This is a genomic window from Bordetella genomosp. 13 (assembly GCF_002119665.1).
In the GTDB taxonomy this organism is placed as follows: domain Bacteria; phylum Pseudomonadota; class Gammaproteobacteria; order Burkholderiales; family Burkholderiaceae_B; genus Bordetella.
This window is the reverse complement of sequence record NZ_CP021111.1, coordinates 145,654-170,208: the sequence shown is the minus strand read 5'-3', so window position 1 is coordinate 170,208 and position 24,555 is coordinate 145,654. Positions and strand designations below refer to the sequence as shown.

Genomic DNA, 24,555 nt, shown 5'->3' with positions numbered 1-24,555 from the left:
CGGAGAAAAATCGGGCGGCATTGAGCAAAATCAATATCCCGGCGGGTGGGCGGACATACGATGGGCGCACATTCAACGCCCCATCAGGCCCGCCATGCTTACCATTCCCATCGCCGCGTCCACCACCGCCATCCCACGGACGGCCGACCACGTCTCATGCTCGAACTGCGCGCTGCGCGACGTCTGCATGCCCGACGACCTGACGCCGGCCGACTACCAGCGTGTGGACGCCCTGATCTGCGCCTCGCGCAAGGTCTCGCGCGGAGACACGCTGTACCGGCGCGGCGACGCGTTCCGCAATCTGTACGCAATCAAGGCGGGCGCCTTCAAGACGGTGATCACGCTGCGCGACGGCCGCGAACAGGTCACGGGCTTCCAGATCGCCGGCGAGCCGCTGGGTCTGGAGGGCATCCATGCCGGAGAGCACACCGCCGACGCGGTCGCGCTGGAAGACGGCGTGGTCTGCATCATCCCGTACGGCAGGCTCGAACGCCTGTGCGGCGAGGTTCGCGCCATGCAGCGCCACCTGCACCGGGTGATGAGCGGCGAGATCGTTCAGGCCTCGCAGCTGATGGCCCTGCTGGGCAGCATGCGCGCCGAAGAGCGCGTCTCGGCCTTCCTGCTGAACCTGTCGCAGCGGCTGCGGGCCCGGCGCCATGCCGACACCGAGTTCAAGCTGCGCATGTCGCGCGAGGAAATCGGCAGCTACCTGGGCATGAAGCTGGAGACCGTCAGCCGCATGCTGTCGCGCTTCCAGGAAGACCGCCTCATCGACGTGCGCGGCAAGCTGATCCGCATCCTGGATGCCGGCAGGCTGCAGCGCATCTGACCTTGCGTCGCCGCGCCCGCGAGTCCCGCGGGCGCATTCCACAGGCCGCGCTCAGACGGTCCCGGCCAGCCAATCGCGCCGCACCAGGAAGTCGGCATACAGACGCGCCTCGGCCGAGCCGGACTTGGGCTGCCAGGCGTAGCGCCAATCGGCGCGCGGCGGCATCGACATAAGGATGGACTCGGTACGGCCGCCGCTTTGCAGACCGAACAGCGTGCCGCGGTCCAGCACCAGATTGAACTCGACGTAGCGGCCGCGGCGATAGGCCTGGAAGTCGCGCTCGCGCTCGCCATAGGGAATGTCACGGCGCAGCCGGACGATGGGCAGGTAGGCATCCAGGAACGCATCGCCCACGCTGCGCAGCAGCGCGAAATCGCCTTCGAAGCCGAATTCGCAGAAATCGTCGAAGAAGATGCCGCCGATGCCGCGCGGCTCGCCGCGATGGGGCAGATAGAAGTAGTCGTCGCACCACAGCTTGAAGCTGCGGTACAGGTCGGACCCGAACGGCGCCAGCGCATCGCGGCAGACTCGATGGAAATGCCGTGCGTCGTCCTCGAAGCCATAATGCGGCGTCAGGTCCATGCCGCCGCCGAACCACCAGACCGGCGCGTGGCCTTCGGACTTCGCGCAGAACAGGCGCACATTCATGTGCACGGTCGGGCAGTACGGATTGCGCGGATGCAGCACCAGGGACACGCCCAGCGCCTCGAACGCGCGGCCGGCAAGGTGCGGGCGTCCCGCGCTGGCGGATGCCGGCAGCGAGTCGCCCTGCACGTGCGAAAAATTGACTCCGCCGCGTTCGAAGAAGCCGCCGTCCTCGATCACGCACGACCGTCCCTGGCCGCGCAGCGCTTCACCGCCCGGACGCGCCCATTCGTCCACCTGGAACCGGTGGCCGTCGAACTCGGACAAGGCGGCGACGATGCGCTGCTGCAGCTCGACCAGATAGCGGCGCACGGCCAGCACGTCGATGGATTCGTCCGCGGCGATGGAAGGCGGCGGCAGCCGCCGGCCCGGCGCGCGGCGGGCCTGTTCAGGTCGTGGGTATGCCATGGAAGTCGGTCCATTGGTGAGTACGGAAGTCGTACAGCTTGCAGCGCCGGGCGGTGTCCCGGTACCAGCGCCACGAAAAGGGCTGGATGATGATGCGGCCCGGCAGCATGCCTTCGAGGCTGCGCTGCGCCGCGGCGAGGCGGTACAGGGGAATGCTCATGTCCACGTGATGCGCCGTGTGCTCCATGATGTGATGCAGCAGCGCGCCCAGGCGCCATGGAAACGTCAGATGCACGGTGGTGGAGATGAACGGCTGTGCCTGGGCCCAGGCCATCTGGTCGTCATACCAGTGCACGCGCACATGGGTGTGATGGGCGTACACCACGAGACCCATCAACGTGCACCACACGAGAAAGGGCAGCAGCGCGCCGACGGCCAGCACGAGCGCGACGGACTGCTGCGTGGCCACCGCGGCCCACCACAGCGCGCCTGTCACGGCCGCGCCATAAGCCGAGATCAACAGGCAATCCAGCGTGAACACGCGGCGACGCGTCGGCATGGCGGCCTTGCCGGGGAAGAACATCCGGTACCACCAGATCTCGATCATGTAATACAGGCCCGCGCCCCAGCCGCTGCGATAGATCCGCTCCATCCACCGACGAGGCCCGGACAGCGCGCGGAATTCCTCCAGCGTCATCGGCGCCCAGATGAAGTCGAAGCCCTTCAGGTTGGTGTAGCCGTGGTGCACCACGTTGTGGCCCACTTCCCACAGGCTGTACGGCGTGAGCGACGGCAGGAAGGCGATGCGCCCCAGCCACCGGTTCAGCCGGCGCGACGGCGTCAGGCTCTGATGGCAGGCATCGTGGCCGATGATGAACAGGCGCCCGGTGATCAGGCCGGCCGCGACGCCGCCCGCGACCTTCAGCAGCAGGCTGTCGGCCAGCACCGCTGCGGCAAGCGCCACGGCCAGCAGCACATAGTCCAGCAGCAGCAGAAGCACCGGGCGCACGTACGTGCGCACCGCCATGGGCGCCACCCAGGCGCGCACCACCTTGCGGTGCGGCAGCGGCGCATCGGACGCGATGGGCTCGCGAGGAGGCATCATGACGCGAGACCTCAGAAGCGGCGGCCCACGCCCACGCCGAAGATCCACGGATCGATCTTCAGCGTGCCCAGCTTCGTGCCGGCCAGCGTAGCGTCCGTACGGATCCACAGCTTCTTCACGTCGACGTTGAAGAACCAGTTGTCGTCCAGCCCGATGTCCATGCCCAGCTGCAGCGCAGGGCCGAAGCTGTGACGGTCGATGCGGATGTCCTGGCCGCCGGCCGACAGGCTGTTGTCGTAGAACATCGTGTAGTTGATGCCCGCGCCGGCATAGGGCCGATAGCGGCCGTTGGGATTGAAGTGATACTGCACCGTCAGCGTGGGCGGCAGCAGGCTGACCTTGCCCAGGTTGCCGGCGGCCGACGTGACGCGATTGCGCGTGGTGCCCAGGATCAGTTCGGCGCCGATGTGATCGGTGAACATGTAGGTCAGGTCGAGCTCGGGCACGGTGGACTGCTTCACGCCCACGTCCAGCGACGACAAGGTATCGTTGGTGGATACGTCCGGCGTGACGTGCAGGGCGCGCACGCGGACCAGGACGTCGCCGCCCGCCGCTGCGGCCGTGCCGGCGGCAGAAGTCAACGCGACGGCTGCAAGAGCACAAATTATTCTGATGTTCTTCTTCATGACTACTCTCTCGTTGAGGATGTAGCCATCATTCCATCGGCGCCCCTGTGCCGCCTTGCGAAAGATCAAAATTTCACCGGCACGCCCGCGCTCGAACCGCGCGCGGCGCGACGCCTGCACGCCCGACGACTTGACGCCGGCCGACTACCAGCGAGTGGACGCGCTGATCTGCGCCCCGCGCAAGAACCGCGGCTATCGCATCCTGCCGAACCGGCTTGCCATGTAGATCGCGTAAAGCGCGGCCAGGCCGACCAGCACGTAGACGATGCGGCTGACCGGCGACATCGGGCCGAAGATCGCAGCCACCAGATCAAAGCTGAACAGGCCCACCAGGCCCCAGTTCAAGCCGCCCACAATCAGCAGCACCATGGCGATCCAATCGAGCGTGTTGAACGTGCTGCGGGTGCGCACACCCAAGCCGTTGGTGTTTGCGGTTGTCATCGTGGCTCTCCTTGACGGCGCTCAAGCGGCTGCGCGGTGGGACCTGCATTGCCAGCCACTGTCTGCGCCAGACTAACTTGCCCCCAAACGCGCCAAGCTGGCAAGCCTATAAGACGGCGCTGCCGGCAGGCTGCCGGGTGGCACTAGGGGTAAACGCGTGTCGCTGGCGAGCAACGCCATCACCGACGAATCCGGAAGTATGGCTGCATGGCCGCTGAACGACTTCTGCAACTGCCTGGAAGCCCGCCGCTACGACCCTGGCGTTCGCAAGTGCCGTGCCCGCGACGATAGTCAGCACGACGGCTGCAACGGCTCAAGCTATTCTGTTGGTCTTCTTCATTGATGGTCTTCTTCATGACTACTCTCTCGTCGAGGATGCAGCCACCATTCCCTCGGCGCCCCTGCGCCGCCCTGCGAAAGACCAGCTTTCCACCGGCACGCCCGCGTGCGGCGCGGGAGACTCGGCATGGCTGAAGCGCCGTTGAAGATCGCCGTGGTCGGCCATACCAACACCGGCAAGACATCACTGCTGCGCACGCTCACCCGCGATCCCTCTTTCGGGCAGGTGGCCGATGCGCCCGGCACCACGCGGCATGTCGAGGGCGTGCGCCTGGCTGCCGGCCACGATGCGATCGTCGAGTGGTACGACACGCCCGGCATGGAAGACAGCATCGCGCTGCTCGAGTACCTTGACCGCCTGGATGAACCCGGCGCGCGCCTGGACGGCCCTGCGCGCGTGCGCCGGCTGCTGGATTCGCCCGAGGCCCGCGGCCGCTTCGAACAAGAGGCGCGCGTGCTGGCCAAGCTGCTGGACTGCGATGCGGCGCTGTACGTCATCGATGCGCGCGATCCCGTGCTAGGCAAGCACCGCGACGAGCTGTCGCTGCTGGCCGCATGCGGACGGCCGCTGCTGCCGGTGCTGAACTTCGTGCAGGCGCCCGCGCATCGCGCGCAGGCCTGGCGCGACGCCATGGCGCGGTTGGGTCTGCACGCGGTGCTCGAGTTCGACACGGTGGCGCCGCCGCTGGACGGCGAACAGCGCCTGTACGGACGACTGGGCATGCTGCTGCACAGCCATTCCGCGACGCTGGAGCGCATCGCCGACGCACTGGGCCAGCAACGCTCGCAGCGCCGCATCGACGCGTGCCGCGTGGCGGCGGATCTGTTGATCGACGCCGCCGCGCTGCGGCTGACGGTGGCGAACGATGCGGACGCATTGGCCGCGGCCACGGAAACGCTGCGCGAACAGGTAAGGCTGCGCGAGCAGGCCGCGGCGCAGGCGCTGCTGGCGCTGTACAACTTCCGGCCGGGCGACTATGCCTCGGACGCGCTGCCCCTGTCGGGCGAGCGGTGGAACATGGACCTTTTCCATCCCCATGCCTTGAAGGACATGGGGGTGCGACTGGGCATGGGCGCGGCGGCCGGCGCCATGGCCGGCGGCGCCGTCGATCTGGCGGTGGGCGGCCTGAGCTTCGGCGCCGGCATGCTTATAGGCGCCGCCGCGGGCGGGCTTTGGCAGGGCGTGGGCCAACTGGGCCAACGCATCGCCGGCCGCCTGCGCGGCCATCGTGAACTCAGCGTCGACGACGCCGTGCTGCGGCTGCTGGCGCTGCGGCAGCGTCAATTGATCCAGGCGCTCGAGCGCCGCGGGCATGCGGCGCGCGAGCCGCTGCGCCTGGACCAGCCGGCGGACGACGCATGGCGCAAGGCGCCGCTGCCGGACGCGCTGGCCGAGGCGCGCAGCCGGCCGGCGTGGTCGGCGCTGAACGCGCATCACGACGACGACGATCGCCGCAAGCAGAAGGTGGCCGAACTGGCCCAACGCCTGGCGCAGGGCATGGAGACCGGCGCGCCAACCGAGTGATAACCCCAATCCAAAATCGTTGACGCTTAAACGTAAGATGCGACGTGCGTCGGCGCGGCCCCACCCCGGCCCGCCGGAAATCCTTGATACGTCATGCCCCGGCCTGATGAACGCGATCGGGGCTCGGGGCCCTGTCACTTCTGTCGCGCCGCCGCGCGCATCGAACGGAGCAAAGGGCTATGCGCATCACACCCGCCTTCAAACTGTCGGCATGTGCACTGGCCTTCGCGGCCGCGATATCGGCCGCCGACGTCGCCAGCGCCAAGACGCTGCGCTGGGCCTACCAGGGCGACGCCACGTCGCTCGATCCGATGGCCCTGAACGAGACCTTCACGCTGGGCTTCCAGGGCAACATCTATGAAACGCTGGCCGGCTACGACGGCAACCTGAAGCTGGTGCCGGTGCTGGCCGAAAGCTGGGAAAACCCCGAGCCCACCAAGTGGATCTTCAAGCTGCGCAAGGGCGTCAAGTTCCATGATGGCTCGGCCTTCACTGCCGAAGACGTCATCTTCTCGTGGAAGCGCAGCCTGACGCCGGGCTCGGACATGAAGGGCTACGGCGCCAAGGCCAGCGACGTGAAGAAGATCGACGATTTCACTGTCGAAGTCACCACGCCCACCCCGAACCCCATCCTGCCGCGCGAGTGGTCGTTCCTCTACATCATGAGCAAGTCATGGTCCGAGAAGAACAACACCACCGAGGCCACCAATGTGAAGGGCGGCCAGGGCAACTACGCGAACCTGCACGCCAACGGCACCGGCCCCTTCATGGTGGCCGAGCGCCAGCCCGACGTGAAGACGGTCCTCAAGCGCTTCCCCGACTACTGGGACAAGAAGGTCAAGACCAATGTCGACGAAGTCATCTTCCAGCCCATTTCGCAGGAAGCCACGCGCGTGGCCGCCCTCATCTCGGGCGAGATGGACATCGTGCAGCCCGTGCCCGTGCAGGACTGGCAGCGCCTGGAAGACGCGCCGGGCGTGAAGCCGCTTACCGCTCCCGAGGCCCGCGCCATCTTCATCGGCATGGACCAGGCGCGCGATGAACTGCTGTACTCCGACGTCAAGGGCAAGAATCCCTTCAAGGATCCCAAGGTGCGCGAGGCGGTGGTGCTGGCGGTCGACACCAACGCCATCAACGCCAAGATCATGCGCAACGCGGCCAAGCCGCTGGGCTCGCTGGTGGCCACGGCCATCAACGGCTACGCCGATTCGTACGGGGCCCCTTACAAGCCCGATCCCGAGCGCGCCAAGAAGCTGCTGGCCGAGGCCGGTTACCCCAATGGCTTCACGGTCACGCTGGACTGCCCCAACGACCGCTACGTCAACGACGAGAAAGTCTGCCAGGCGGTGGCCGGCATGCTGGCGCGCGTGGGCATCAAGATCAACCTGCTGGCCCAGAGCAAGTCCAAGTACTTCGCCAAGGTGCTGCTGCAGGCCGGCAACGAAACCAGCATGTACATGCTGGGCTGGACCCCCAGCTCGACCGACGCGCACAATGCGCTGCTGAACCTGGCGGCGTGCCGCGACGCGAAGACGGCAAGCGGCCAGTTCAACCTGGGCGGCTACTGCAACAAGCAGGTCGACGAGCTGACCACCAAGGTCGGCACCGAAACCGACCAGGCCAAGCGCAACGAGATGATCAAGCAGGCCTTCGAGATCGTGCGCAAGGATTACGGCTACCTGCCGCTGCACCAGCAACCCATGTCCTGGGGCGTGAAGGACAACATCCAGGTCATCCAGCGCGCCGACGACGTGCTCGACCTGCGCAACGTCGTGATGCCGTAACGTGGGGCCAGGGGCGGCCGTCCGCCCCGCCCGCGCGCACCTTTACAACCAAGCTCCCTCTGCCGACACATCGGCTTCGGGCGGCCCACAGGCCAACCGCATATGCTTTCCTTCATCGCGCGACGACTTTTGCAGTCGCTGATCGTCATGCTGGTGGTCGCGCTGATCGCCTTCTCGATGTTCCGCTACGTGGGCGACCCCGTCGCCGGCATGGTGGGACAGGACACCACCGAAGCGCAGCGCGCGCAGCTCCGCGCCGACCTGGGCCTGAACGACCCGTTCCCGGTGCAGTTCGCGCGTTTCGTCGGTGATGCGCTGAAGGGCGACTTTGGCGTGTCGTACCGGCAACGGCGACCGGTGAGCAGCCTGATCGAAGAACGCCTGCCCGCCACGCTCGAGCTGTCCTTCGTGTCCGCGCTGATGGCGCTGGCCTTCGGCATTCCCATGGGCATCTACACCGCGCTGCGCCGCCGCGGCGTGGTGGCCAAGAGCTTCATGGCGCTGTCGCTGGCGGGCATCTCGCTGCCCACCTTCCTCATCGGCATCCTGCTCATCCTGGTGTTCGGCGTGCAGCTGCGCTGGCTGCCCAGCTTCGGCCGCGGCGAGGTCATTTCGCTGGGCGGCTGGAGCACCGGCCTGCTCACGCCGTCAGGGCTGGCCGCGCTGATCATGCCGGCCATCACGCTGGCGCTGTTCCAGATGACGCTGATCATGCGCCTGGTGCGTGCCGAGATGCTCGAGGTGCTGCGCACCGACTTCATCAAGTTCGCCCGCGCGCGGGGCCTGCCCGAGCGGCTCATCAATTTCCGTCATGCGCTGAAGAACACCATGGTGCCCGTCATCACCATCACGGGCCTGCAGCTGGGCTCCATCATTGCCTTCTCCATCATCACCGAGACGGTGTTCCAGTGGCCGGGCATGGGTTTGCTGTTCATCCAGGCCATCAGCGCCGTCGACATCCCCGTGATGGCCGCCTATCTGGTGCTGATCGCATTCTTCTTCGTCGTGATCAACCTCGTCGTAGACCTGCTGTACTTTGCCGTCGACCCGCGACTGCGCGTGCAAAGCAGATAACCAAGGACGCGCGATGCATGCCCGCCTGAACCTGCTGTTCACCCGCGCCGCCGACAGCGATCTGTGGCACAGCTTCAAACGCTCGCCCGGGGCCATGGTGTCGGCTCTCGTCACCCTGATCATCGTGGCGGGCGCCGTGCTGGCCCCGGTGATCGCGCCGCACAATCCCTTCGACCTGGCCTCGCTCAGCATCATGGACGCCAACACGCCGCCATCCTGGAGTCCGGAAGGCAACGCCGACTTCCTGCTGGGCACCGACGACCAGGGACGCGACGTACTGTCGGCCATCCTGTACGGCGCGCGCGTGTCGCTCACCGTGGGCGTCTGCTCGGTGCTGTTCTCGATGGTGCTGGGCGTGTCGCTGGGGCTGATCAGCGGTTACGCGGGCGGCCGCGTGGACAGCATCATCATGCGCATCGCCGACGTGCAGCTGTCGTTTCCGGCCATCCTGATCGCGCTGCTGATCGACGGCGTGGCGCGCGGCCTGCTACCGCGCGACCTGCACGACCAGCTGGCCATGTACGTGCTGATCTTCGCCATCGGCATCTCGGGATGGGTGCAGTACGCGCGCACGGTGCGCGGCTCTACGCTGGTGGAGCGCAACAAGGAATACGTGCAGGCCGCCAGGCTGATCGGCATCGGGCCCATCACCATCCTGCGCCGCCACATCCTGCCCAATGTGCTGGGCCCCGTGCTGGTCATCGCCACCATCCACCTGGCCGTGGCCATCATCACCGAAGCCACGCTGTCCTTCCTGGGCGTGGGCGTGCCGCCCACCGCGCCTTCGCTGGGCACCTTGATCCGCATCGGCAACAGCTACCTGTTCTCGGGCATGTGGTGGATCTCGATCTTCCCCGGCATCGCGCTGGTGGCGCTTGTGCTGTCGGTGAACCTGCTGGGCGACTGGCTGCGCGACGCGCTCAACCCCAAGCTGCGCTGAGGACGACGCCATGGCCCTGCTAGACATCGACGCCATCCGCATCGAGTTCCCCAGCCGCCGGGGCAACCAGGTCGCCGTCGACGGCGTCTCGCTGTCGCTGGACCCGGGCGAGATACTGGGCGTGGTGGGCGAATCCGGCGCCGGCAAGTCCACCATCGGCAACGCCGTCATCGGCCTGCTCGAGGCGCCCGGACGCCTGGCCGGCGGCGAGGTGCGGCTTGAAGGGCGACGCATCGACACGCTGCCGCCGCACGAGCAGCGCAAGGTGCGCGGCCGCCGCATCGGCATGATCTTCCAGGATCCGCTGACCTCGCTCGACCCGCTGCAGACGGTGGAAAGCCAGTTGGTCGAGACCATGCAGGTGCACCTGCACGTATCACAGGCCGAGGGACGGCGCCGCGCCGTCGACTTGCTGAAGCAGGTGGGCATCGACGAACCCGAGCTGCGCGTGAAGCAGTATCCGCACCAGTTCTCGGGCGGCATGCGGCAGCGCGTGGTGATCGCGCTGGCGCTGTGCTGCGAACCCGAAGTCATCATCGCCGACGAGCCCACCACGGCGCTGGACGTGTCCATCCAGGCCCAGATCCTGGACCTGCTGCGCAGGCTGTGCAAAGAAAAGCGCGTCGGGATGATCATCATCACGCACGACATGGGCGTGATCGCCGACGTGACCGACCGCGTGGCCGTGCTGTATCGCGGCCGGCTGGTCGAGCAGGGCCCCACGAAGAAGATCCTGGGCGACCCCGACCATCCCTATACGCGCAGCCTGATCTCGGCGGTGCCGAGACCCGACGTGAAGCTGCGGCGCTTTCCGCTGGTCACGTACATCGAAGACGTGCGCACGCCCGTCGCGCCGATGGACGTCGCCACGCACTGGCTGGGGCAGCGCCGCGATTTCGCAGGCGCAGGCCGCGGCGGTCCCCTGGTGCAGGCGCGGGGCCTGGGCATGCAGTTCGTGCTGCGCAACGCGTTTTTCAAGCGCAACCGGCGCACGCTGGATGCGGTGAAGCAGGTGGACCTGTCCATCGCCGAAGGCGAGGTCTTCGGCCTGGTGGGCGAATCGGGATCGGGCAAGTCCACCGTGGCGCGGCTGATCGCGGGCCTGTACACGCCCAGCTCGGGCTCGGTCACGTTCGCCGGCACCGACCTTACCGCCATGCGCGGCAACGAAAAGGCGCTAAATCCCTTCCGCCGCCAGATACAGATGGTGTTCCAGGACCCGTATTCATCGGTCAATCCGCGCATGCGCGTGCTGGACATCGTGGCCGAGCCCATCCGCTTCCACCGGCTGGCCGACAACGAAGAGCAGGCCCGCCGCATCGTGGCCGACCTGCTCGACGTGGTGGGCCTGGGCGCCCAGGCCGCGCAGCGCTATCCGCACGAGTTCTCGGGCGGGCAGCGGCAGCGCATCTGCATCGCCCGCGCGCTGGCCACGCGTCCGCGCTTTTTGATCTGCGACGAACCCACTTCGGCGCTGGACGTGTCCATCCAGGCGCAGATCCTGAACCTGCTGAAAGACTTGCAGGAGCAGTTGCGCCTGACCATGCTGTTCATCAGCCACGACCTGCCCGTGATCCGCCAGATGTGCGACCGCGTCGGCGTGATGCGGCACGGACAACTGCTGGAGGTGGCGGATACCGAGACGCTGTTCCGCACGCCCCGGCACGAGTACACGCAGCATCTGCTGGGATTGATGCCAAGGTTGCAGGCGATGTCGAGGGAGGGTTTGGAGATCGAGTCGGCAACCGCAATGGCGCGGTACGCCCGCTAGACTGCCTACGCTGCGGTCGAGATATTCGCCGTCGCACTGCGGCCGGCGCCGGCGCCACATTCCCATGTGTCTGCCGGCATTGCGGTCTACTCCCTTTGGATCAGCTACAATGCGCGGCGTGCATCCCCAATCAGCACGCCGCTGCAGGCGCCATCGCCGCCTCGCGCCGGGCCAACCGCTCCGATAACCGGCAGTACCGGCCCCTTTCTCCTCACTTGCATGCCTGGATTGGTGTCTCTCAACTGAGCGACAGGCTTGCCGCTGGAGTAGTCTTGAATACCACTGTTTCCTTTGCCGACCTCGGACTGGTCGACACGCTGTTGCGCGCCATCGCCGAAACCGGCTACACCGCGCCCACTCCCATCCAGGCTCAGGCCATTCCGCAAGTGCTCAAGGGCGGCGACCTGCTGGCCGCCGCGCAGACCGGCACGGGCAAGACCGCCGGATTCACGCTGCCCATCCTGCAACGCCTGTCGCAGACCAAGCCCGCGCTGAAGAAGCCCGGTCGCCCCCGCTGCCTGATCCTGACCCCCACGCGCGAACTGACCGCGCAGGTGGCCGAGTCGGTGCAGACCTACGGCAAGTACACCGGCCTGTCGGCCATGGTGATGTTCGGCGGCGTCAACATCAACCCGCAGATCACGGCGCTGAAGAGGCCGCTGGACATCCTGGTGGCCACGCCCGGCCGCCTGCTGGACCACGCCGGCCAGAAGACCATCGACCTGTCCGGCGTCGAGATCCTGGTACTGGACGAAGCCGACCGCATGCTGGACATGGGCTTCATCCGCGACATCCGCAAAGTCTTGGCGCTGTTGCCGAAGCAGCGCCAGAACCTGCTGTTCTCGGCCACGTTCTCGGACGAGATCCGTACGCTGGCGCGTGGCGTGCTGCACGACCCGGGCGAAGTCTCGGTCACGCCGCGCAACACCGCCACCGAACTGGTCACGCAGACCATGCACCTGGTCGCCCAATCGCACAAGCGCGACCTGGTCAGCCACCTGATCCGCGAGAACGGCTGGCATCAGGTGCTGGTGTTCACGCGCACCAAGCACGGCGCCAACCGCCTGGCCGAGAAGCTGGTCAAGGACGGCCTGTCGGCCGCCGCCATCCACGGCAACAAGAGCCAGTCGGCCCGCACCCGCGCGCTGTCGGGCTTCAAGGATGGCAGCGTCGCCGTGCTCGTGGCCACCGACATCGCCGCGCGCGGCCTGGACATCGATCAGCTGCCGCTGGTCATCAACTTCGAACTGCCCAACGTGCCCGAGGACTACGTGCACCGCATCGGCCGCACCGGCCGTGCCGGCGCCACGGGCGCGGCGATCTCGCTGGTGGACGACAGCGAGATCAAGCTGCTGAAGGCCATCGAACGCCTGATCAGCAAGACTATCGAGCGCAAGCCCGTCACGGGCTGGACGCCCCCGGCGCGCAGCGCCGCGGACGAACGCGAGGACGAGCGCGACGACGACGACCGTCCGCGCGGCGGCCGCCGCCCGCAGCGTTCCGACGGCCGACCGGGCCAGGGCGCGGCGGGCCGCGGCGGCAACGGCGGCCGTCCCGGCCAGGGCAATGCCGCACGCGGTCATGGCGCAGGCCAGGGCGCCGGCCAGGGCCGCCCGGCGCAGCAGCCCGCGCGCGCCGCGCAACCACGCAACGGCGACCGCCAGCCGGCGGGAGGCGACCGTCGGGATGCCGGCCGTCCGCAGACGGCGCATCGCACCGAGGGCGCCCCGCAGCGCAGCGGCGCGCCGCGTCCTGCGGGCGGCAACCCGCGTGGCGGCGTGCTGCTGGGCAAGTAAACTGCTCGTCCGATCCACGCCACCGCATCCGCCATGCAACTCTCCACCTGGTTGACGTTCTTCGTGGCCGCCTGGGCCATCTCGTTCTCGCCCGGCGCGGGCGCCATCTCGGCCATGTCGTCGGGCCTGAAGTACGGATTCGCTCGCGGCTACTGGAACACGGCGGGGCTCATCATGGGCATCCTGCTGCAGTTCGTGATCGTGGGCGTGGGCCTGGGCGCGGTGCTTGCCGCCTCCGAAACGGCCTTCACCATCGTCAAGTACCTGGGCGTGGCTTACCTGGTCTACCTGGGCGTGCGCCAGATCCGCACCGATGCCGCCCCGGTGGCCGTGGACAACGGCGATCCCGGCAAGGCGTCGATCCGCGAGCTTGTCGTGCGCGGCATGCTGATTAATGTAGTCAATCCGAAGGGCACGGTATTCCTGCTGGCCGTGGTGCCGCAGTTCATCGACCCTTCGCAACCGCTCACGATGCAGTACGCGGCGCTGGCCGGCACGCTGGCCTTCACCGACCTGGTGGCGATGGGCCTGTATACGCTGCTGGCCGCCAAGGTGCTGCGCCTGCTGCGCGACGCCCGCCACATACGCTGGATGAACCGCGTGTTCGGTTCCCTGTTCATCCTGGCAGGCGTGTTCCTGGCCACGTTCCGGCGCCACGGCTGACCACGCCCGGCCGCCCTTCGGCGGCCCGGCATGCTGGACGCGGCGCCTCCGGACGCCGTCTGTAAAATCCCCGCACCATGAACATCTCCCAAGAAGTCGCGCGGCGACGCACCTTCGCCATCATCTCCCACCCCGACGCCGGCAAGACCACGCTGACCGAGAAGCTGCTGCTGTTCGCGGGCGCCATCCAGATCGCCGGCAGCGTCAAGGCCCGCAAGGCCTCGCGCCACGCCTCGTCCGACTGGATGGAGATCGAGAAGCAGCGCGGCATCTCGGTGGCCTCGTCGGTGATGCAGATGGAGTACCGCGACTGCGTCATCAACCTGCTCGACACCCCGGGCCACCAGGATTTCTCCGAAGACACCTACCGCGTGCTCACGGCGGTGGACGCGGCCCTCATGGTCATCGACGCGGCCAACGGCGTCGAGCCGCAGACCATCCGCCTGCTGCAGGTCTGCCGTGCGCGCAACACGCCCATCATCACGTTCATCAACAAGATGGACCGCGAGGTGCGCGAGCCGCTGGACCTGCTGGCCGAGATCGAGTCGCACCTGGGCATGGACGCCGTGCCTTTTTCGTGGCCGGTGGGCATGGGCAAGGCGTTCGGCGGCGTGTTCGACATCCGCCGCGACCGCATGCGCCTGTTCCGTCCGGGCCAGGAGCGCCGCTCGGATGACGACGACATCATCGCAGGCCTGAAGAATCCCGAGATCGCCCAGCGCTTCGGCGCCGCCTTCGAACAGGCCAGCGGCGAAATCGACCTGATCAACGAGGCGGCCCCCGCCTTCGACCGCGACGCCTTCCTGGCCGGCAAGCAGACGCCGGTGTTCTTCGGCTCGGCCATCAACAACTTCGGCGTGCAGGAAGTGCTGGACGCGCTGGTCGACCAGGCCCCGCCCCCCGGCGCCCGCCAGGCCATGGAGCGCGTGGTGCAGCCCGAAGAGCCCAAGTTCACCGGCGTGGTGTTCAAGGTGCAGGCCAACATGGACCCGGCGCACCGCGACCGCGTGGCCTTCGTGCGCGTCAGCTCGGGCCGGTTCGAGCGCGGCATGCGCCTGAAGGTGGCCCGCACCAACAAGGAAATGCGCCCGAACAACGTGGTGTCATTCCTGTCGCAACGCCGCGAACTGCTCGACGAGGCCTATGCCGGCGACGTCATCGGCATTCCGAACCACGGCGTGCTGCAGCTGGGCGACGTGCTCACCGAAGGCGAATCGCTGCGCTTCACCGGCCTGCCGTTCTTCGCGCCCGAACTCTTTCAGGCGGTAGAGGTCAAAGATCCATTGCGTACCAAGCAGCTGCGCGTCGGCCTTACCCAATTGGGCGAAGAGGGCGCCATCCAGGTGTTCCGGCCCGAGGCGGCCGGCGGGGCGCTGCTGCTGGGTGCGGTGGGGCAACTGCAATTCGAGGTGGTGGCGCATCGCCTGAAAACGGAGTACGGCGTGGACGCCCGCATGATGCCTTCGCGCTACACCATGGCGCGCTGGATCACGTCGGACGACCCCAAGGCGCTGCGCAAGTTCATGGATGCCAATGCTGCCCATATCGCCTATGATGTGGTGGACGCGGTGGCCTTCCTGATCGGCTCTCCTGCCCAATTGCGCGTAGCCGAGGAGCTGTATCCAAATGTCAAATTTCACGCCATGCGCGAGCATGGCGGCAAGGTCTTCGCAGACAAGGTCTAGCCTGCCCAGGGCAGGCGCAAGAGGTTAGCAATGTCGTGGCGTGTATTGTTCGCAACGCTTCTGCTGGCGGTCGGCGCGGCCGCCTGGGGAGGCATCCAATTGGGTGACTGGCTGGTGGCGCATGCCCCGCAGGCCAGCCCCGCCCCCGGCCAGGAAGAAGGCGCGGCCTCGCAGCAGCCGGTGCTCGATGCCAATGGCCGCCCGTACGTCGCGCAGCCTCCGCAGCCGCGCGTAGACGGCACGCTGGGTGTGCCCGAGAAGCCCACCGGCTCCGAATGGACCATCCCCACGGTGTCGCTTTTCGAGACGGTCACGGATCCGTCCGTGCAGATCTCGCGCACCAACGTCACCATGGACGAGGCGCAGCAGCTGGCCGCCAATTCCGACGTGCCGCTGCCCAGCGGCGGATCGGATGTCACCACCCTCGACCTGCAGTCGCTGGGCAGCCAGGGCACGGGCGTGCAGCCCACCGCCACGCCGATCCGCCCTGCGCCGGGCGTGTCGATGAACCAGCAGCCTCTCGTGGGCCAGGGTCCGCCGGTCACCATGGCGCAGGCCCCGCAAGCGCAGCCCGCGCCGCCGCAGAACAACCCCGGCAACTGGCAGGACGCGCTGCGGCGCGAACTGGCGCAGTGCGCCGACCGTGGCTTCTTCGAGCGGCCCACCTGCTCGTGGAACGCCCGCAACAAGTACTGCGCCCCCAACCGCGCATGGGGCGCCATCGCCGAGTGCCCGCAGCGGCCCTAGACGCATCACATCGAAGCCATCAGTCTCGTCGCGATCGGGGCAAAAGAACAGGGGCGCAGAAATGCGCCCCTGTTCTTTTTGCGAAAGCCGCGCGTGCGACGCGAAGCGCGCGCCGCGGCCACGGACCGGTCAGCCCTCGACTTCCATCTGGCTTTGCAGGTAGTTCTGCAGGCCGACCTGATCGATGAGTCCGATCTGGGTTTCCAGATAATCGATGTGTTCTTCGGTGTCGTCCAGGATGTCCTGGAACAGGTCGCGCGAGACGTAGTCGCGCACCGATTCGCAGTGGGCGATCGCGTCCTTCACGGTGGCCTGGGCCGCCTGTTCCAGCTTCAGATCACAGGCCAGCAGCTCGGGCACGTCCTCGCCGATCAGCAGCTTGTGCAGGTCTTGCAGATTAGGCAGGCCGTCGAGCATGAAGATGCGTTCGATCAGGCGGTCGGCGTGCTTCATCTCGCCGATGGATTCTTCGTATTCGTGCTTGCCCAGCTTGTTCAAGCCCCAATGATTCAGCATGCGCGCATGCAGGAAGTACTGGTTGATGGCAGTCAGTTCGTTGGTCAGCTGCTTGTTCAGGAACTGGATGACTGTCTTGTCGCCTTTCATGATGAACTCCTATTTCATTCACGCGATGCCCGTAGACATGCCGCGCTGGGCGTCATGCGAATGACCGCAGACTAACACTTGCCGTATTGACGCGACTACCCTTTGCGTGCATTTGGTAAACGGCTTTGCTAGTGCAATGCGAAAGCGTGAATCGAATGAGAATGAGTATGCATGCGCGACAGCCCGCACGTTGCGGCACGCCGCCATGCGGGCTGGCGAGCCGCGGCCCGGCCGGTTCGTGTCGAGAAAGACAGGGTTGCGAATCGCGATGGTCGGTGGCGTCGCACCGCAAGCGTCGCGAACAACGCGATGGCGGCGTCGTTGGCCTGTTGCAACAATACGGGACGATGCCCCGTAAAGCAGACGCACGGCCTGATGCGTTCGCCCCTCAGGCGTTGCGCGTGGCGAGCCAGATGCCCAATGCGATGGGGACGATGCCGACCATGTCGAGCCAGGAGACGGCCTCGCCCAGCACGGCCCAGCCGAACAGCAAACCCAGCGGCGGCATGAGGAAGTGCAGGGCGCTGGCCGAGGTGGCGCTGGTGCGGTTGAGAATCGAGAACCACAGGGCATAGCAGCCCATCGATACCAGCACGATGCTGTATGCCACGCTGCCGAACAGGCTGGCGGTCAGGCGCACCTGCTCGATCGATTCGTAGTGCAGCGCAAAGGGCATCAGGGCCAGCGAACCGGCCAGTGCCTGTACCCCCGTCGCACTCCACAGGCTGGCGCGAGGCTTGAGCCGCTTGTAGGCAAGCGTGCCCGCCACCAGCCCCAGCAACCCGATGGCTACGTAAAGCGTGCCTTGCAAGTCTTCCTGCATGCCCGTGAGCCGCGACCGCAGCACCAGCACCACGCCCAGCAGCCCCAGGCACAGCCCCGCCAACTTGCGCCAACCCAGCCGCTCGCCCAGCACCGGCCCGGCCAGCAGGCCGATCAGCAGCGGGTTCGTGCTGACCAGCACCGAGGTGAACGCGGACGACACCGTCTCCATGCCGGTCCAGCTGAAACCCAGGTACATCGCGTTGTTCAGCACGCCCAGGCCCGCCAGGCACAGCAGTTCGCGCGGCGGGATGCGGCGCAGCCCGCCCGTGACCGCCGCCATGCCCAGCATCAGCACGCCGGCGATGAGAAACCGCACGGTCAGCAGAGTCAGGGGCGGACAGTCCCGCAAGGCGATCTTGGCCGCCGCGAACGCCGAACTCCACAGCACGCAGAACAGTGCGATCGAACCCCAAGGAGTGGATCCCGCGGTGGTCGGGGTTGCGGCGGCTGCGGGCAAGGCCAACGACGATTTCATGGCTGCGATACCGATTCAGGAACTCGATCGCCGAAACGTCGGCGCACGCAGCATTCTCGGCGAGGCCATCATCCATTGACAAATTCTTTATTCGGATCAAAAGTATTCGAAATTCCACTGGATTGGCCGCCATCATGGACCTGGATCTCCTCCATAGCTTCGTTTCCGTCGTCGACGCGGGCGGCTTCACTCGTGCGGGAGAACGCGTCCATCGCACGCAATCCACGGTCAGCCAGCAGATCCGCAAACTCGAATCGGCGCTGGGCTGCGAACTGTTCGTGCGGGAAGGCCGTCAGGTCCGGCTGACCGAAGACGGCGAGCGGCTGCTGGGCTATGCCCGCCGCATGCTGGCGCTGTCCACCGAGATCCGCGAGGCCGTCAGCGGTGCGCAGGGCGTGGAGATGGTAAGAGTCGGCGTGCCGGACGATTTCGCGGTGGAAAGCATCACGCGCCTGGTGGCCCGCTTCGCGCGGGCCCATCCCGCCGTTCGCGTGACCATGCGCGCGGACCTGAGCGCCGTGCTGGCGCGCAGCCTGGCGCGCGGCGAACTGGACATCGCCTTGTTCAAGCGTGAACCCGGCGCCGGCGACTGCGTGGACGCCTGGCCGGAACGCCTGAACTGGCTATGCCGCCACGATTGGGCGACGACGCTGCCCGACCCCGTACCGCTGGTGGCCTTTCCGCAGGGCTGCATGTATCGCAATCGCGCCATTCACGCCCTGGAAAGCGCCGGGCGGCGCTGGCGCATCGCATACGAAAGCCCCAACATCGGCGGCCTGCAGGCGGCGCTGGAAGGCGGGCTGGGCATTGCGCTGATGGATCGCCGCTGCCTGACGCCGGCCATGCGCACCTGCGACGACCTGCTGCCGCGCCCGGCCCCCAGCGAACTGGCGTTGTGCCTCAACCCCACCGCGTCGGGGGCGGCGCGCGACCTAGCGCTGCGAATGCGGGAATTCTGCGCCGAGGCGGCGCAGGCAAGGCCGGCGGACGTCGAGTCCCCTGGCCACGCCATGGCGGATTGAGCGACAACAGGAAAGGCTGCCGCGGCGGCAGCACTATGCGGACGCGCCTGGAAGGGATCAGGCGGCGCGGGTGACCGCGGGGGTATTGGCGGCGGGCTGGTCGTTGTCGACCCGGACCGCGGGCATGTTCACCGGAACGGCAATCGAACGGACGTCGCAGACGGTGGAGCAGCGTCCGCCCGGCAGATATTCGGCCGCCGTGTCGGCGCAGCAGCCGCAGCACGAGGCCACACCCAGTTCGAATTGCAGATCGCCGAGCGACGTGGCGCCCGCGTCTACGCAGGCGCGGACTTGGCGTTCGGTGACAGCGTTGCAGATACAAACGTACATGAGAACAATTATCGTCAATTGTTCGGGGGAGTGCAAGTGCCGCGTTGCGAACGCGCCTCAGTATTTATTCCCCTCGGCCTGACGCAGCGCAGATGCCTTACCGCACCGCCGCGTGCGCCTTGCGCACGGCCGCCGGCGCGATGCGCAACGCCTCGCGATACTTGGCCACGGTGCGTCGCGCGATGACGATGCCCTGATCCGCCAGGCGCTGCATGATCTGGCTGTCGGACAAAGGCTTGGCGCGGTTCTCGCCCGCCACCATCTGGCGGATGTGTTCCTGCACGGCCGTGGCCGACGCCGAGTCGCCGCTGTCCGTGGCGACCCCGGTGCCGAAGAAGCGCTTCAGCTCCAGCGTGCCATAGGGGGTAAGCATGTACTTCTGCGTGGTGGCGCGCGAAATGGTGGATTCGTGCAGGCCGAGCTCGCCCGCGATGTCTTTCAGGATGAGCGGCCGCATGGCCGCGGGCCCCTGGCTGAAGAAGGCCGACTGCCGCGCCACGATGGCCTGCGACACCCGCAGGATGGTGTCGAAGCGCTGTTCGACGTTGCGGATCATCCAGCGCGCCTGCTGCAGCTGCGCCTGCAGCCCCGCATGGCTGGACTCGCGCTGGTTGCCCAGCATCTGCGCGTACAGGCCGTTGATATGCAGACGCGGCACCACCGCGCTGTTCAGCACGGCCTGCCAGCCTTGCCGCGTCTTGCGGACGATGACGTCCGGAATCGCATAATCGGCCGCGGGCACCGTCCAGGCGCGGCCGGGCCGCGGATCGAGCCGCTGGATGAGCGCGTGCGCCGCCCGCAGCGTGGCGTCGTCGCAATGCAGCGCCTCGCGCAGGCGCGCCGGATTGCCGCTGGCCAGCAGCGGCAGGTGATTCGCGCAGATCTGCCGGGCCACCGCCAGCACGCCCGGCTGCCCCGCCTCGGGCAGGCGAGCCGGATCGGGATGGCGCAGCTGCAGCAGCAGGCAGTCCGCGGTGTCACGCGCGCCCACCCCCGATGGGTCGAACGACTGCAGCAGGGTAAGCGCCGCGCGCAGTTCGTCCAGGTCGACCTCGAGCTCGGCTGGCAGCCAGGTCAGGATTTCGTCCAGCGGCGAGCCCAGATAACCGTTCTCGTCCAGCTCGTCGATCAGCAGCGCCGCCAGGGCCGCATCGCGCGGCGCGGCACGCGTGAGGATCAGCTGGCCCAACAGGTGCTCGCGCAAGGTGTCCGTGTGCGCGGTCTGCTGGGTTTCGCCATCTTCGTCGGGATAGACGCCCCCCGAGCCGGGCATCTCTTCCAGTCGCGACTCGGTATCGGGCGCGCTGTCGTCGTTGTCGACCGATGCCTCGCGCTGCGGATCGGCGTTGTCGGCCTGTGCCGGATCCTCGTCGCGCTCGAGCAGGGGGTTCTCGGACAGCGCCTGCGAAATCTCGGCTTCGAGCTCCAGCGATGACAGCTGCAGCAGCCGGATCGACTGTTGCAGCTGCGGGGTCAGCGTGAGGTGCTGGCCGGGACGAAGTTCTAAAGCAGGACGAGTCATAGGTACAATATTTTGCATGATGAATCCCACTTCGCCCGAACGCATTCGCCAAGACAGCCGCATCGTCGGACAAACCCTGGTGAAACTTGCGGCCCCCCGGCTGGTCGTCCGGGCCCTGGTCATCGTTGCCGCCATCATCATCTGGCTGCTGGTGGCGTCGAAACTGCAGGACGTGGGCCGCTCCATCCGGTTCGACGGCATGCAGGCCCTGGGCCAGCAGACAATCGACCTGCTCTCGCGCATCAATCCGTATTTCTGGTGGGGCGTGGTGATCATCTGGTCGATCATCGTGTTCTTCCTGGTGCGCTCGTGGCTGTATGCCAACATGGCCTCGGCGCGCGCCCGCCCGCTGGACGTCAACACCCTGGCCAGCCTGCGCGCCTCGCTGTCCGACGAGTCCATCGACGTGCTGCGCTGGGTGTGGGCCGACCGCGACGAACCCTTCACCATCGGCGACCTGCAGCGCACGCACCAGGAACTGCGCCACAACCGCATCGGCAAGATCGCGCTGGTGCGCGAGCAGTCCGCTGTCCTCGACGAACAGGCACCGGTGCCCACGCGGCCCACCGCCGTGCCCGCAGCCCCTGCCGCGACGGCCGGCCAGCGCCATGCCGAGCCCACCATCGGGCCGTTCCGCTAGGCCGCCGCAATTGCGCCTCGGCGCAAAATATGTTTGACTACGGGTTATGGTCGCCTTTTGCACCTCCTACGCAATCGCTACCGAGCGCTCCGACGCCTCGGTGGCCGGCTTGCGCCCGTCCGCTGCCCGCGGCGCGCTTCTACTAGCGCTATCGCTACACCTACCGATCGGTTGCCGGGCCTAGGGTCCGTGGTAGCTCGGCAGCCTGGGTCCCCGGACCGTACGCTCGCCACGCGTCCTCCTTCCGCTTTCTCCGATTTGAAACCGAATCCGGCCACTATCCTGGCCTGAAGCCTGCAAACAGGCCGCCGCCGCCGAATGCGCGTACGCGCTGCGGCCGGTGGCCTCCGGATTCCCAGTTACCGAGGTGTACCGATGATGCTCGCCAACCCCGCCGCCAAATACGTTCCCTTCCGCCCGTTCGCCCAGGACTTCGCCGACCGCACTTGGCCCAGCCGCCGCATCACCGCTCCGCCGATCTGGATGAGCACCGATCTGCGCGACGGCAACCAGGCGCTGATCGAGCCGATGAGCGTGGAACGCAAGCTGCGGTTCTTCGACCAGCTGGTGAAGATCGGTTTCAAGGAAATCGAGGTGGGCTTTCCGTCGGCCTCGCAGACCGACTTCGATTTCGTGCGCAAGCTGATCGAAGAGCGCCGCATTCCCGATGACGTCACCATCATCGTGCTGACCCAGGCGCGCGAAGACCTCATCAGCCGCACGGTGGAATCGGCCGCGGGCGCCAAGCGCGCCATGGTGCACCTGTACAACGCCTGCGCGCCCGCGTTCCGCAAGATCGTCTTCAACATGAGCAAGGACGAGATCCGCAACATCGCGGTCACCGGCACGCGCCTGGTCAAGAAGTACATGGCCCAGCACCCCGAAACGCAGTGGCTGTACGAGTACTCGCCGGAGGTCTTCAGCACCACCGAGCCCGAGTTCGCGCTGGAAGTGTCCAACGCCGTGGCCGAGGAATGGGACGCCACGCCGCAGAAGAAGCTCGTGCTCAACCTGCCGGCCACCATCGAGGCCACCACGCCCAACCTGTACGCCGACCAGATCGAATGGATGCACCGCAACCTGGCGCGCCGCGACAGCATCGTGCTCAGCGTGCATCCGCACAATGACCGCGGCACCGCGGTGGCGGCGGCCGAGTTCGCCGTCATGGCCGGAGCCGACCGCATCGAGGGCTGCCTGTTCGGCAGCGGCGAGCGCACCGGCAACGTCGACCTGGTGACGCTCGCGCTGAACCTGTACACGCAAGGCGTGCACCCTGGGCTGGACTTCTCGGACATCGACGAGGTGCGCCGCTGTGCCGAGTACTGCAATCAATTGCCCGTGCATCCGCGCCATCCCTACGCTGGCGATCTCGTGTTCACCGCCTTCTCAGGCTCGCACCAGGACGCCATCAAGAAGGGCTTCGCGCAGCAGGCCCCGGACGCCGTCTGGGAAGTGCCCTATCTGCCCATCGACCCGGCCGACCTGGGCCGCAGCTACGACGCCGTGATCCGCGTCAACAGCCAGTCGGGCAAGGGCGGCGTATCGTACCTGCTCGAACAAGAACACGGCCTCGAACTGCCGCGCCGTCTGCAGATCGAATTCAGCCGCGCCATCCAGCGCGTCACCGACGAGACCGGGCGCGAAGTCACGGCGGCCGACGTCTACACCATCTTCAACGAGGAATACCTGCAACAGCACTCGCCGTGGACGCTGATCCGCCATCGCATCGACGGCGACCCTTCGGCCGGCGAAGGCAAGCAGTTCACCATCACGGCCGAACTCGAGTACGAAGGTGTACGCCGCACCGTGACCGGCAGCGGCGACGGCGCGATCTCGGCCTTCGTGGCGGCGCTGGACGTGCCGGTGCGCATCATGGACTACCACGAGCACGCCATCGGCACGGGCACCGACACCCGCGCGGCCAGCTATGTCGAGGTGCGCGTGGGCGATTCGCCCACCGGCTTCGGCGTGGGCATCGACCGCGACATCGTGACGGCGTCGTTCCGGGCGGTGCTGAGCGCCGTGAACCGGCACCTGGCCGCCGGCAAGACGGTGGATGCCGACGAGGCCGTGGCGGCCTGACGGGCGCGTCCGGGGCGATCTGCCCTGGAGCGCTCGCTTCGGTGACTAGCGGGCATCAATTGCCATGAACACCCCCGACAGTTGGACAGGCGTCCGACGTCGGGGGTTTTTTCATACATGCGTGTGGGTATGAGGACCAAGATGTCCCTGGCGACGTCGGACATGGCCGATTTGTTGAAGGAAAGCCATTGCACTTCCCAAGCTGATGCAGACTGCAGGCTTACAGTGACATCAGAATGGAAGAAAGCGTCATGAACGTGGATATTGCAAACGGCATGAACACCGGGCTGGTGCGGAGCAGGCCGCAGGCATTCCGAACGCCCACCACCCTGGCACTTGACAACGAACTTCCGGCAAAAGCGAGGTCCTACACCGGAATCCATGAAGCCTCGGCACTGGTAGACCGTGCACTGAAGTATCTCATCGAACTGGAAGCATCCCGGCAGCTGGCTCGTCTTCATGGCGTCGCCCCTGGTCTGACGGACAAGGCGTGGCGGCAACCGAGGCGCGACAATGATGCTCGTTGACTCCGCGATCTGGGTCGATCATTTCGCAGGAAAGAACGCTCACTTGCGAACCTTGCTGGAAAGGCGCGACATTGCATTTGCTCACCGCCGTCGCTCTACGTCCTGGTACGCGCTTATGGACCCGCGACAAGCGGTTGAACCATGCAGCCGACAAGCTGGGGCTGGCCGCACATCCGGCACCGGCCTGATTCCCACCGGCCGGTGCTGG

At 66.9% G+C, this 24,555-nt stretch carries 22 protein-coding genes; 14 read left to right on the top strand and 8 right to left on the bottom strand.

Going from position 1 to position 24,555, the window contains the following annotated elements:
* Positions 1 to 94: 94 nt before the first annotated feature.
* Positions 95 to 829 (top strand): helix-turn-helix domain-containing protein, encoded by a 735-nt coding sequence (locus CAL15_RS00745; protein ID WP_086076872.1) that lies wholly within the window; start codon positions 95 to 97, stop codon positions 827 to 829.
* Between the two features lie 51 nt (positions 830 to 880).
* Here the strand turns inward: CAL15_RS00745 and hemF are convergent, their stop codons facing one another.
* The 4 genes from hemF to CAL15_RS00725 form a co-directional block, all read right to left on the bottom strand.
* Positions 881 to 1,882: an oxygen-dependent coproporphyrinogen oxidase gene (gene hemF, locus CAL15_RS00740; RefSeq protein ID WP_086076871.1), complete on the bottom strand. Its 1,002-nt coding sequence runs from the start codon at positions 1,880 to 1,882 to the stop codon at positions 881 to 883.
* On the bottom strand, positions 1,863 to 2,927 hold the full coding sequence (locus CAL15_RS00735) for a fatty acid desaturase (RefSeq protein ID WP_086076870.1): 1,065 nt from the start codon (positions 2,925 to 2,927) through the stop codon (positions 1,863 to 1,865). The genes hemF and CAL15_RS00735 overlap by 20 nt, the downstream gene beginning before the upstream one ends.
* Positions 2,928 to 2,938: 11 nt before the next feature.
* On the bottom strand, positions 2,939 to 3,553 hold the full coding sequence (locus CAL15_RS00730) for an OmpW/AlkL family protein (RefSeq protein WP_086076869.1): 615 nt from the start codon (positions 3,551 to 3,553) through the stop codon (positions 2,939 to 2,941).
* Between the two features lie 192 nt (positions 3,554 to 3,745).
* Positions 3,746 to 3,994 carry a DUF378 domain-containing protein gene (locus tag CAL15_RS00725; RefSeq protein WP_086076868.1) on the bottom strand — a complete coding sequence of 83 codons (249 nt, stop codon included), beginning with the start codon at positions 3,992 to 3,994 and terminating at the stop codon, positions 3,746 to 3,748.
* 466 nt (positions 3,995 to 4,460) lie between these two features.
* Here CAL15_RS00725 and CAL15_RS00720 point away from each other — a divergent pair, with 466 nt between their 5' ends.
* The 9 genes from CAL15_RS00720 to CAL15_RS00680 all read left to right on the top strand — a co-directional run bounded on the left by CAL15_RS00720 (position 4,461) and on the right by CAL15_RS00680 (position 16,318).
* Positions 4,461 to 5,858 carry a GTPase/DUF3482 domain-containing protein gene (locus tag CAL15_RS00720; protein ID WP_086076867.1) on the top strand — a complete coding sequence of 466 codons (1,398 nt, stop codon included), beginning with the start codon at positions 4,461 to 4,463 and terminating at the stop codon, positions 5,856 to 5,858.
* Between the two features lie 179 nt (positions 5,859 to 6,037).
* Positions 6,038 to 7,642 (top strand): ABC transporter substrate-binding protein, encoded by a 1,605-nt coding sequence (locus tag CAL15_RS00715; protein ID WP_086076866.1) that lies wholly within the window; start codon positions 6,038 to 6,040, stop codon positions 7,640 to 7,642.
* Positions 7,643 to 7,744: 102 nt separating this feature from the next.
* Positions 7,745 to 8,716, top strand: a complete 972-nt coding sequence (locus CAL15_RS00710; protein WP_086076865.1) for an ABC transporter permease — start codon at positions 7,745 to 7,747, stop codon at positions 8,714 to 8,716.
* Positions 8,717 to 8,729: 13 nt separating this feature from the next.
* Positions 8,730 to 9,656 carry an ABC transporter permease gene (locus CAL15_RS00705; RefSeq protein WP_086076864.1) on the top strand — a complete coding sequence of 309 codons (927 nt, stop codon included), beginning with the start codon at positions 8,730 to 8,732 and terminating at the stop codon, positions 9,654 to 9,656.
* A gap of 10 nt (positions 9,657 to 9,666) precedes the next feature.
* Positions 9,667 to 11,427, top strand: a complete 1,761-nt coding sequence (locus CAL15_RS00700) for a dipeptide ABC transporter ATP-binding protein (protein ID WP_086076863.1) — start codon at positions 9,667 to 9,669, stop codon at positions 11,425 to 11,427.
* A gap of 272 nt (positions 11,428 to 11,699) precedes the next feature.
* On the top strand, positions 11,700 to 13,223 hold the full coding sequence (locus CAL15_RS00695; protein ID WP_198299118.1) for a DEAD/DEAH box helicase: 1,524 nt from the start codon (positions 11,700 to 11,702) through the stop codon (positions 13,221 to 13,223).
* Positions 13,224 to 13,256: 33 nt separating this feature from the next.
* The gene (locus CAL15_RS00690) at positions 13,257 to 13,886 is read left to right on the top strand and encodes a LysE family transporter (RefSeq protein ID WP_086076862.1); all 630 of its coding nucleotides are present in this window, start codon (positions 13,257 to 13,259) and stop codon (positions 13,884 to 13,886) included.
* A gap of 77 nt (positions 13,887 to 13,963) precedes the next feature.
* Positions 13,964 to 15,571: a peptide chain release factor 3 gene (locus CAL15_RS00685; protein ID WP_086076861.1), complete on the top strand. Its 1,608-nt coding sequence runs from the start codon at positions 13,964 to 13,966 to the stop codon at positions 15,569 to 15,571.
* A 30-nt stretch (positions 15,572 to 15,601) separates the two neighbouring features.
* Positions 15,602 to 16,318, top strand: coding sequence for a hypothetical protein (locus CAL15_RS00680; protein ID WP_086076860.1), 717 nt, complete (start codon positions 15,602 to 15,604; stop codon positions 16,316 to 16,318).
* A 129-nt stretch (positions 16,319 to 16,447) separates the two neighbouring features.
* Here CAL15_RS00680 and bfr read toward each other — a convergent pair whose 3' ends face one another.
* Together bfr and CAL15_RS00670 are read right to left on the bottom strand one after the other, a co-directional pair.
* Positions 16,448 to 16,924 carry a bacterioferritin gene (gene bfr, locus CAL15_RS00675; protein WP_086076859.1) on the bottom strand — a complete coding sequence of 159 codons (477 nt, stop codon included), beginning with the start codon at positions 16,922 to 16,924 and terminating at the stop codon, positions 16,448 to 16,450.
* A 388-nt stretch (positions 16,925 to 17,312) separates the two neighbouring features.
* On the bottom strand, positions 17,313 to 18,224 hold the full coding sequence (locus tag CAL15_RS00670) for a DMT family transporter (protein WP_086076858.1): 912 nt from the start codon (positions 18,222 to 18,224) through the stop codon (positions 17,313 to 17,315).
* 134 nt (positions 18,225 to 18,358) lie between these two features.
* On the opposite strand from CAL15_RS00670, the gene CAL15_RS00665 reads away from it, so the two are divergent.
* Entirely contained in the window at positions 18,359 to 19,246 is an 888-nt protein-coding gene (locus tag CAL15_RS00665; protein WP_086080855.1) for a LysR family transcriptional regulator, read from the top strand.
* Between the two features lie 57 nt (positions 19,247 to 19,303).
* Here the strand turns inward: CAL15_RS00665 and CAL15_RS00660 are convergent, their stop codons facing one another.
* Both CAL15_RS00660 and rpoN read right to left on the bottom strand, forming a co-directional pair.
* Positions 19,304 to 19,576: a (2Fe-2S)-binding protein gene (locus CAL15_RS00660; protein ID WP_232468083.1), complete on the bottom strand. Its 273-nt coding sequence runs from the start codon at positions 19,574 to 19,576 to the stop codon at positions 19,304 to 19,306.
* Between the two features lie 97 nt (positions 19,577 to 19,673).
* Positions 19,674 to 21,098 carry an RNA polymerase factor sigma-54 gene (rpoN, locus tag CAL15_RS00655; protein WP_442857420.1) on the bottom strand — a complete coding sequence of 475 codons (1,425 nt, stop codon included), beginning with the start codon at positions 21,096 to 21,098 and terminating at the stop codon, positions 19,674 to 19,676.
* Positions 21,099 to 21,114: 16 nt separating this feature from the next.
* On the opposite strand from rpoN, the gene CAL15_RS00650 reads away from it, so the two are divergent.
* The 3 genes from CAL15_RS00650 to CAL15_RS00640 all read left to right on the top strand — a co-directional run bounded on the left by CAL15_RS00650 (position 21,115) and on the right by CAL15_RS00640 (position 24,347).
* A complete protein-coding gene (locus tag CAL15_RS00650) occupies positions 21,115 to 21,738 on the top strand; it encodes a hypothetical protein (RefSeq protein WP_086076855.1) in 624 nt (207 codons plus the stop codon).
* A 375-nt stretch (positions 21,739 to 22,113) separates the two neighbouring features.
* Positions 22,114 to 23,820, top strand: a complete 1,707-nt coding sequence (leuA, locus tag CAL15_RS00645) for a 2-isopropylmalate synthase (protein WP_086076854.1) — start codon at positions 22,114 to 22,116, stop codon at positions 23,818 to 23,820.
* Between the two features lie 251 nt (positions 23,821 to 24,071).
* The gene (locus CAL15_RS00640; RefSeq protein WP_232468082.1) at positions 24,072 to 24,347 is read left to right on the top strand and encodes a type II toxin-antitoxin system VapB family antitoxin; all 276 of its coding nucleotides are present in this window, start codon (positions 24,072 to 24,074) and stop codon (positions 24,345 to 24,347) included.
* Positions 24,348 to 24,555 lie beyond the last annotated feature (208 nt).

What these genes read in the sequence shown, in the direction of transcription:
- CAL15_RS00745 (WP_086076872.1), top strand. Translation starts at nt 95, where the DNA reads ATGCTTACCATTCCCATCGCCGCGTCCACCACCGCCATCCCACGGACG.
- hemF (WP_086076871.1), bottom strand. Translation starts at nt 1,882, where the DNA reads ATGGCATACCCACGACCTGAACAGGCCCGCCGCGCGCCGGGCCGGCGG.
- CAL15_RS00735 (WP_086076870.1), bottom strand. Translation starts at nt 2,927, where the DNA reads ATGATGCCTCCTCGCGAGCCCATCGCGTCCGATGCGCCGCTGCCGCAC.
- CAL15_RS00730 (WP_086076869.1), bottom strand. Translation starts at nt 3,553, where the DNA reads ATGAAGAAGAACATCAGAATAATTTGTGCTCTTGCAGCCGTCGCGTTG.
- CAL15_RS00725 (WP_086076868.1), bottom strand. Translation starts at nt 3,994, where the DNA reads ATGACAACCGCAAACACCAACGGCTTGGGTGTGCGCACCCGCAGCACG.
- CAL15_RS00720 (WP_086076867.1), top strand. Translation starts at nt 4,461, where the DNA reads ATGGCTGAAGCGCCGTTGAAGATCGCCGTGGTCGGCCATACCAACACC.
- CAL15_RS00715 (WP_086076866.1), top strand. Translation starts at nt 6,038, where the DNA reads ATGCGCATCACACCCGCCTTCAAACTGTCGGCATGTGCACTGGCCTTC.
- CAL15_RS00710 (WP_086076865.1), top strand. Translation starts at nt 7,745, where the DNA reads ATGCTTTCCTTCATCGCGCGACGACTTTTGCAGTCGCTGATCGTCATG.
- CAL15_RS00705 (WP_086076864.1), top strand. Translation starts at nt 8,730, where the DNA reads ATGCATGCCCGCCTGAACCTGCTGTTCACCCGCGCCGCCGACAGCGAT.
- CAL15_RS00700 (WP_086076863.1), top strand. Translation starts at nt 9,667, where the DNA reads ATGGCCCTGCTAGACATCGACGCCATCCGCATCGAGTTCCCCAGCCGC.
- CAL15_RS00690 (WP_086076862.1), top strand. Translation starts at nt 13,257, where the DNA reads ATGCAACTCTCCACCTGGTTGACGTTCTTCGTGGCCGCCTGGGCCATC.
- CAL15_RS00685 (WP_086076861.1), top strand. Translation starts at nt 13,964, where the DNA reads ATGAACATCTCCCAAGAAGTCGCGCGGCGACGCACCTTCGCCATCATC.
- CAL15_RS00680 (WP_086076860.1), top strand. Translation starts at nt 15,602, where the DNA reads ATGTCGTGGCGTGTATTGTTCGCAACGCTTCTGCTGGCGGTCGGCGCG.
- bfr (WP_086076859.1), bottom strand. Translation starts at nt 16,924, where the DNA reads ATGAAAGGCGACAAGACAGTCATCCAGTTCCTGAACAAGCAGCTGACC.
- CAL15_RS00670 (WP_086076858.1), bottom strand. Translation starts at nt 18,224, where the DNA reads ATGAAATCGTCGTTGGCCTTGCCCGCAGCCGCCGCAACCCCGACCACC.
- CAL15_RS00665 (WP_086080855.1), top strand. Translation starts at nt 18,359, where the DNA reads ATGGACCTGGATCTCCTCCATAGCTTCGTTTCCGTCGTCGACGCGGGC.
- CAL15_RS00660 (WP_232468083.1), bottom strand. Translation starts at nt 19,576, where the DNA reads ATGTACGTTTGTATCTGCAACGCTGTCACCGAACGCCAAGTCCGCGCC.
- rpoN (WP_442857420.1), bottom strand. Translation starts at nt 21,098, where the DNA reads ATGACTCGTCCTGCTTTAGAACTTCGTCCCGGCCAGCACCTCACGCTG.
- CAL15_RS00650 (WP_086076855.1), top strand. Translation starts at nt 21,115, where the DNA reads ATGATGAATCCCACTTCGCCCGAACGCATTCGCCAAGACAGCCGCATC.
- leuA (WP_086076854.1), top strand. Translation starts at nt 22,114, where the DNA reads ATGATGCTCGCCAACCCCGCCGCCAAATACGTTCCCTTCCGCCCGTTC.
- CAL15_RS00640 (WP_232468082.1), top strand. Translation starts at nt 24,072, where the DNA reads ATGAACGTGGATATTGCAAACGGCATGAACACCGGGCTGGTGCGGAGC.